Source organism: Pseudoalteromonas sp. S1609, assembly GCF_005887255.1.
Classification (GTDB): Bacteria; Pseudomonadota; Gammaproteobacteria; order Enterobacterales; family Alteromonadaceae; genus Pseudoalteromonas.
Genome location: NZ_PNDJ01000090.1, coordinates 1 through 7,124, shown reverse-complemented (window position 1 = coordinate 7,124; position 7,124 = coordinate 1). Strand labels below are relative to the sequence as shown.

Sequence of the window (7,124 nt, the reverse complement as noted above, 5' to 3'; positions counted from 1 at the left end):
CCCACTAGGTTACAAACCTCGCGCCGCGACTAAATTGCCCCCAGTTTGAACAAATATCAATCCGCAAAGTTCAACAGACCCTTGGCTTTATAAGCGCTCAATAGTCATTGAGCGCTTATAAATCAGTCCAACTCAAAAATAGCTTTCCAAACAGCAGTTACATTATTGATATCTTTACTAAAATCTTCACGTTTTACACAACGACCCTGCTGATCTAAGCTCAACACATGATAGCGTGAGCGATAATCTATATAAGCTTTAATAAGTTGCTGTTTCTGTGTGTCTGTAATGCAACCAATTTTAGCCGCGTCCGTTAAAATTCTGACATTGTCAGAATTGTCGCATAAGTGGTTAAACTCATGAGCGTACTTTAATACTAAATATTGGGTAATAAACTCAATATCGGTCATCGCCCCCACGTCTTGTTTTAAATCAAACTGCTGTTCGTTACCTTTAGCTAAATGACCACGCATTTTTTCGCGCATTTTAATTACGTCGGTCTTTAGCAGTTCAACATCACGTTTTTGACACAATATCTCGGCGCGAATTTGTGCAAAACGCGTTACTAATTCAGTTTGGCCTAAAATCAGTCTCGCTCTCACTAAAGCTTGATGCTCCCACGTCCATGCTTGGGTTTGTTGATAATGATTAAAACTCTCTAAGTTAATCGCTAATAACCCTGATGCCCCCTCTGGGCGAAGTCGAGTATCTAATTCATATAAAATACCTGAGGCAGTACGGGTATTAAATAAATGCATTAATCGTTGCGCTAGTTTTAAATAAAACTGTCTTGAGTCAATTGCTTTGTCGCCGCTGGTGTAGCTGGTACCGTCATGGTTATGCACGAACACTAAATCGAGATCAGAGTCATAACCCACCTCAAAACCGCCAGTTTTTCCATACGCAATAACGGCAAAGCCTTTATGCTCATCATCGGTATTGGGTGGCATGCCAAAACGTTTAACACAATGATACCAAGCAATATTAACAGCCTGATCAACTATTGCTTCTGCAAGTGCAGTTAAGTGATCGCTTACTTTCATCACATCAATAACGCCAGTGGCATCTGCGGCAGCAATCCGTAACTGATGAGTTTGTTTAAACTGACGTAATGCCTCCATTTGTTGTTCAAGATCGTCATGTTCAATACGTAAAAAATACTGTCTTATTTCATCTTTATACGCTGTTAATGGGGTCGGTTTGTATAGCACTGCAGGGTCGATAAGTTCATCGAGTAGAATGGGATACAATGAAATATGCTCTCCAATCCACTTGCTATGGCAACAGAGCAAAACTAACTGCTTTAACGTTCCAGGGTTTTCATACAACAGCTCTAAATAAGCGGTGCGCGAAATAATTTTATTTAGTATTTGACATACCGTTGTAAACGCACTGGCAGTAGCATTAAAGTCGTTTAATTGTTTTAGTAATGCAGGCATTAATTTATCAAGAATATCGCGTCCACGATTGCCCACTTTGGCTTTAGATAGGCGCTGTTTGAAGTCATGTAATGGTGTTTGCCACTCTTCTCTTGGTTCATTCAAAAAGCTAACATCACCATGATCCCAAGTACTTATAAACGCGCCTTCACAAGTATCAAGTGGTTCAGTTTCTTCACCAATTACCTGAATAAACTCATTATGAATTTGCGCCATGACCTGTTCTATTTTTTCAATAGCTGAGTCAAAATTACCTTGCTTCAACAATACATTCAGCCGTTGCTGATTTAGCTCATCATCAGGCAGAGTTTGTGTTTGCTGATCATCAAAAATCTGTAGGTATTGCTCTACCATACGTAAATAAAGATAGTTATTTTTAAGCCCTCTGGCTTCATGCTCATCAATCACTTGGCTAAAAGTTAGCTGCTCTAATGCAGTTAATAGAGATTGTGTTTGTAAATTTGCTTCTCTGCCGCCCCTGACCATTTGCAATGCTTGAACAATAAATTCAACTTCGCGAATGCCGCCACCACCTAATTTAATATTATTTGTTAAGCGCTTACGACGCACTTCTTGGGCAATCATGAGTTTCATTTTTCTAAGCGATTCAATCACCGAAAAATCAATATAGCGGCGATAAACAAAAGGTCTCAGCAAGGTATTAAACTCCTGCCAATAACGATTAGGCGTGCCAATTAAACGCCCTTTTAACATCGCATAGCGCTCCCAATCACGCCCTTGCTCTTGGTAGTAATCTTCAATGGCATTAAAGCTCATCACCAACGGACCACTTTCACCAAATGGACGCAGGCGCATATCAACCCGAAATACTTGGCCATCCACAGTACATTGGTTCAGGGCTGTAATTAGCTTTTGGGCCACTTTAGTATAAAAAACAGATGCTTCGAGCGAGCGACGACCGCCTTGGGTTTTAACGTTGCGGGGGTATGCAAAAATAAGGTCGATATCAGATGAATAATTGAGTTCTTGCCCACCTAACTTCCCCATGCCTAGTACCATTAATGGTAAAGAATTTTTGTCTTCATCTAATGGTTCACCATTAGTTTTAGCAACATTTTTGTAGGCCCATTGATTAGCACTGTCTATTAGTTTATTGGCAAGTTCACTAATGTATTTAATACTATCCGCAATTGAGTTTTCACAACATAAGTCTAAAAAAGCGACTTTTAGCCAGTACTTTTCGCGATATTGGCGCAGTAATTGATGACACTGCTGCTCTTCGACTTCATTTATATTAAGCGTTGCAAAGGGATCTGAAATTTCTCTATTGTTAATTTCAACTTCGCACAGCAACCAAGATAATAGCGAAGGTTGAGAACTTAAACTGCGCCAAGCAAAATCACTTAACGCTAATAAACGCACGATTTGCTGCTGGATTTGTTGTTCGGGATACAGCGCTGCAAAACGCGTTTCACCCAGTTTTTGTAATTCAATCGGAAGCTGCGTGTCGTTACTCATCAATACCCTCTTTTATCTCACCAATAACCATACTAGAATGGTTAAAAACCTACCAAGGTAAATCTATTTAGGAACACCATGTCATATTTATCATTATCTAACACTAGTTTAGTTGCGATTGCTATTAGTTTTGTGGTTATTTGTATTATTATCATCAGTTTAAGAATTGTGACTCAAATAAAAGCAAAACAAGCACTTAAAGAAGAATTAGCGCAACATGATAACTTTGCAATGGGAATTAGTTTTGCTTCTGAAATATCAGTGGTGATCGCCACAATGGCATTTTTGTTCGATGAAATTAGTGTTAGCACCGCTCAATCAAATCCACTGAAAGTCATTTTGTTAATTGTGCTGTTATTTTCGTTTATAAAAATGGGACATTTAATCCACCGTAAGTGGATATTACGCCGCTTTAATGAAGAAGCAGCTATATTAAAACAAAACGTTTGTGCGGCGCTGGTTGATTCAGGCATGCTGATTGCCAACTGCATTTTAGTATTGGGTTTATATACGTGGACACACACTCAAGGCTTTAGTAATTTATTAATAGCCTCGGTAAGCTTTTTTGTTTTACAAGGCATGTTTGCCCTAGACAGTAAAATACGCGAAAACCGCTTTGCTAAAGCCAACCAAGGGGCCTCATTGCAAAGTAACTTTGGTTTAGAAAACACCTCCATTGGTATTCGCTATGCGGGTAAATCAATAGGCTTAGCTCTTGCTGCGTATGCTGGTTTATCGAGTGCGGCGTTTCAAAACGGTAAAATGGTAGAGAACTTATTTACTTTGGTAATGCATTGCGGTGTGATGTGGCTGTTACTATACTGTTTAACGTATATTATAAAAATTATTTCAATGCCAAATATAGATACCGCACTTGAAGTCGATCATCAGGATAATATTGGCATTGCCTGTATTGAATTTGCTGTATTTTGTGCTATTGGTTATTTATTAATAAGTATGTTTTCAATTTAGTACCAAACTCATTAAATTTAGCCGTTGCTTAACGTCCCTATTTAATTGTTTGGTAAATTAACAGGGATTTTAGGTATATGGCAATTAAAACAGGAAGTTATCTATTAATTGATATAGATAACGAGTTCAGTCGAGCATTTGTAAAGTATTACATAAATACTAATGATGCTGCTAAAAAAGACATCATTATAGCCGGTGCGAACACGCAAAAGCTGGTTAAAATGATGTTTGATGAACTCGTTAAAGATTATTGCTATTGCGATATTGAGAACGAAATCAGTATTTCAGAACTGGCCAGCTACCTTCACGAACACCATAATGTTCAAGGCGTATTATTCAATCAAACAGATTATTTGCTCGCTGATGATACACAGCGCTTTATTTATAATTCATTACATGAAAAACGCTATATTATTAGTCAAACCAATCATGGCTATGACATTAACCCCATAAATGAAGAGTGCCATTCAAATCATTTGTCCTGTGATACCGATATAGCCCAAACCGCACAAGAACTAACAGAGCTTGCAGTCCCTGAATATGAAAAATAAATAATTGCACCCAAGCCTTTGCTTACTTACCATAGAGGGATATAACTTCTATGTAAAAAAGTGATTTGCCATGCGAGTGCCTCATATTTATCAATCATCACCAATTGCCCTTAATACTCCTTTAAACCTTGACGATGATGCTGCAGGGCACATAGGTCGAGTGTTGCGCATGAAAGTGGGCGAACAGGTTTCTATTTTTAATGGTGAAGGCGGAGAATTCCTCAGTGAAATTATTGAGGTGAGTAAAAAGAGCGTGGTTGTTATGCCACTTGAATTTAATCCTCATGACGTTGAATCACCATTAAAAATTCATTTAGGCCAGTGCGTATCCCGTGGTGACAAAATGGATTTTACCATTCAAAAGTCTGTTGAATTAGGGGTCACTGAAATCACTCCTATTTTTAGCCAGCGCTGCGGCGTAAAACTAAGTGGCGACCGCTTAGAAAAAAAACACCAGCAATGGCAAAAAATAGCCATTGCCGCATCAGAGCAATCTGGGCGCAACTTTGTGCCAAAAGTACACTCACCTGTTGATTTAAAAACCTGGCTTGAACAGCAAACAGCTGCCATTAAATTAACTTTGCATCCTCGCGCCGAACACAGTATTAAAACTATTACCATTCCCGATGACGGCGTGCGCTTTTTAGTAGGGCCGGAAGGCGGATTTACTGACGATGAAATAGCACAAACAAAGCAACAAGAATTTGTAGATATTCGCTTAGGCCCGCGGGTACTTCGCACAGAAACAGCAGCGTTAACCGTTTTAAGCGCACTGCAATTACAATTTGGCGATTTAGCTAATTGAAATAACAAAAAGCACCCACATATCAAGATTACAGTTGTAAAAAACACATAAATTAAGGCACAGCGCATGGCAATTAAGTTAGGTATTATTTCAGATCCTATTAGTGGATTTAATATTAAAAAAGACACCGGTTTTGCAATGATGATGCAAGCGCAAACCCGTGGCTACGAAATTTACTACATGGAAATGGATGATTTATCGCTGCGTCAAGGCAATGCCTACGCCACTGCAGCCAAAGCGCAGGTTTTTGATAACGCAGAAAAATGGTACCAACTTGAAGAAAAAACCACCATTGCGCTGGCTGATTTAGACGTTATTTTAATGCGTAAAGATCCGCCTTTTGATACTGAATATATTTACGCAACCTATATTTTAGAACGTGCTGAGCAAGCGGGTACTTTAGTTATTAATAAGCCACAGAGCTTGCGTGACGCCAATGAAAAACTATTTACAGCTTGGTTTAGTGAGCACACACCTGATACATTAGTTACCCGCAGCCAAAAGCAAATCCGTGAATTTTTAGCCCAGCACAAGGATATTATTTTAAAACCACTGGATGGTATGGGCGGTGCTTCTATTTTTAGAGTAAAAGCAGATGATGCCAATATTGGCGTAATATGCGAAACCTTAACTGAGCATGGCAGTCGCTTTGCGATGGCGCAAAATTACATTGAAGAGATCACTCAAGGTGACAAGCGCGTATTGGTTGTTGATGGTGAAGTTATTCCTTATTGCTTAGCGCGTATTCCACAAAACGGCGAAACGCGCGGTAACTTAGCCGCCGGCGGACGTGGTGAAGCACGCCCAATTAGTGAGTCAGATCTTAAAATTGCTCAAGCAGTTGCCCCTACATTGAAAGAAAAAGGCTTAATATTTGTTGGCTTAGATATCATTGGCGATAAGTTAACTGAAATTAACGTAACAGCACCAACCTGTGTTAAAGAAATTGAGGCCGCTTACGACATTTCTATTACCGGTATTTTATTTGATGCCATAGAGAGAAAACTTAGCTAAAGCCATAGCAAACTTTAAGCGCTGACGTTTCTATAGTCATCGCTTAAAGTTGAATAAATTTTTAGTGTTAAAACATGGGACTATGCCATACTCAAGATTCAATAACTAAAGGGGTAAAAATTATGCAGTCATTAGAAAATCACTTTTTAATTGCAATGCCATCAATGCAAGACCCTTTTTTTAAACGTGCGGTCACTTATATTTGTGAACACAATGAAGAAGGCGCTATGGGACTTGTTATCAATCAGCCGATTGATGTTACCGTAGGTGAGCTACTCGACAAAATTGATATTGATAACGATAAGTCGCAACATGCCGCGCAAGTGACAGTGTATGCTGGCGGGCCGGTAAAAACGGATCGTGGCTTTGTGCTACATTCACCAAAAACTGGGTACTCGGCAAGCCAAAAATTGAGCAGTGATATTATGATCACTACCTCAAAAGATGTATTAGCCACATTAACTACCGCTCAAGCACCCGAGCAATTTATAATTACCTTAGGTTACTCAGGTTGGGAGCAAGGCCAGTTAGAACAAGAGCTACTTGATAATAGCTGGCTGATTATAAAAGCCGACCCCAAAATAATTTTTGATACCCCAGTGGAAAAGCGCTGGGAAATGGCAGTCTCTATGCTTGGTTTTGATGTTAGCCAATTAAGCCCCGAAGCTGGACATGCTTAGGGTCTGTTGACCTTTGCAGATTAAAATTTGTTCAAACTAGGGGCGGTTTAATCGCGGCGCGAGGTTTGTAACCTAGTGGGCTAAGTAAAAACCGAGCAACAAAGAGTAAATCGCCCCTAGGCAGAACCCTTCGGGCAGCGCCTGTTTGGCATTGATGCTGCGTTATCGCCTATTTAGTGCGTAT

At 39.5% G+C, this 7,124-nt stretch carries 6 protein-coding genes; 5 read left to right on the top strand and 1 reads right to left on the bottom strand.

Annotated features, from left to right (window positions below):
* Positions 1-122: 122 nt before the first annotated feature.
* Positions 123-2,918 (bottom strand): bifunctional [glutamate--ammonia ligase]-adenylyl-L-tyrosine phosphorylase/[glutamate--ammonia-ligase] adenylyltransferase, encoded by a 2,796-nt coding sequence (gene glnE, locus CWB76_RS18075; RefSeq protein WP_138609477.1) that lies wholly within the window; start codon positions 2,916-2,918, stop codon positions 123-125.
* A gap of 78 nt (positions 2,919-2,996) precedes the next feature.
* Here glnE and CWB76_RS18070 point away from each other — a divergent pair, with 78 nt between their 5' ends.
* The 5 genes from CWB76_RS18070 (at position 2,997) to CWB76_RS18050 (ending at position 6,940) form a co-directional block, all read left to right on the top strand.
* Positions 2,997-3,890, top strand: coding sequence for a DUF350 domain-containing protein (locus CWB76_RS18070; protein WP_138609475.1), 894 nt, complete (start codon positions 2,997-2,999; stop codon positions 3,888-3,890).
* 77 nt (positions 3,891-3,967) lie between these two features.
* Positions 3,968-4,441: a hypothetical protein gene (locus CWB76_RS18065; protein ID WP_138609474.1), complete on the top strand. Its 474-nt coding sequence runs from the start codon at positions 3,968-3,970 to the stop codon at positions 4,439-4,441.
* 70 nt (positions 4,442-4,511) lie between these two features.
* Positions 4,512-5,246, top strand: coding sequence for a 16S rRNA (uracil(1498)-N(3))-methyltransferase (gene rsmE / locus CWB76_RS18060; RefSeq protein ID WP_138609472.1), 735 nt, complete (start codon positions 4,512-4,514; stop codon positions 5,244-5,246).
* A 66-nt stretch (positions 5,247-5,312) separates the two neighbouring features.
* Positions 5,313-6,260: a glutathione synthase gene (gshB, locus tag CWB76_RS18055; protein ID WP_138609469.1), complete on the top strand. Its 948-nt coding sequence runs from the start codon at positions 5,313-5,315 to the stop codon at positions 6,258-6,260.
* 122 nt (positions 6,261-6,382) lie between these two features.
* Positions 6,383-6,940: a YqgE/AlgH family protein gene (locus CWB76_RS18050; protein WP_138609467.1), complete on the top strand. Its 558-nt coding sequence runs from the start codon at positions 6,383-6,385 to the stop codon at positions 6,938-6,940.
* The last annotated feature ends 184 nt before the right edge of the window (positions 6,941-7,124 follow it).

Excerpts from the sequence above, each read along its gene's own strand:
- CWB76_RS18065 (WP_138609474.1), top strand. The coding sequence starts at position 3,968 with ATGGCAATTAAAACAGGAAGTTATCTATTAATTGATATAGATAACGAG.
- glnE (WP_138609477.1), bottom strand. The coding sequence starts at position 2,918 with ATGAGTAACGACACGCAGCTTCCGATTGAATTACAAAAACTGGGTGAA.
- gshB (WP_138609469.1), top strand. The coding sequence starts at position 5,313 with ATGGCAATTAAGTTAGGTATTATTTCAGATCCTATTAGTGGATTTAAT.
- CWB76_RS18050 (WP_138609467.1), top strand. The coding sequence starts at position 6,383 with ATGCAGTCATTAGAAAATCACTTTTTAATTGCAATGCCATCAATGCAA.
- CWB76_RS18070 (WP_138609475.1), top strand. The coding sequence starts at position 2,997 with ATGTCATATTTATCATTATCTAACACTAGTTTAGTTGCGATTGCTATT.
- rsmE (WP_138609472.1), top strand. The coding sequence starts at position 4,512 with ATGCGAGTGCCTCATATTTATCAATCATCACCAATTGCCCTTAATACT.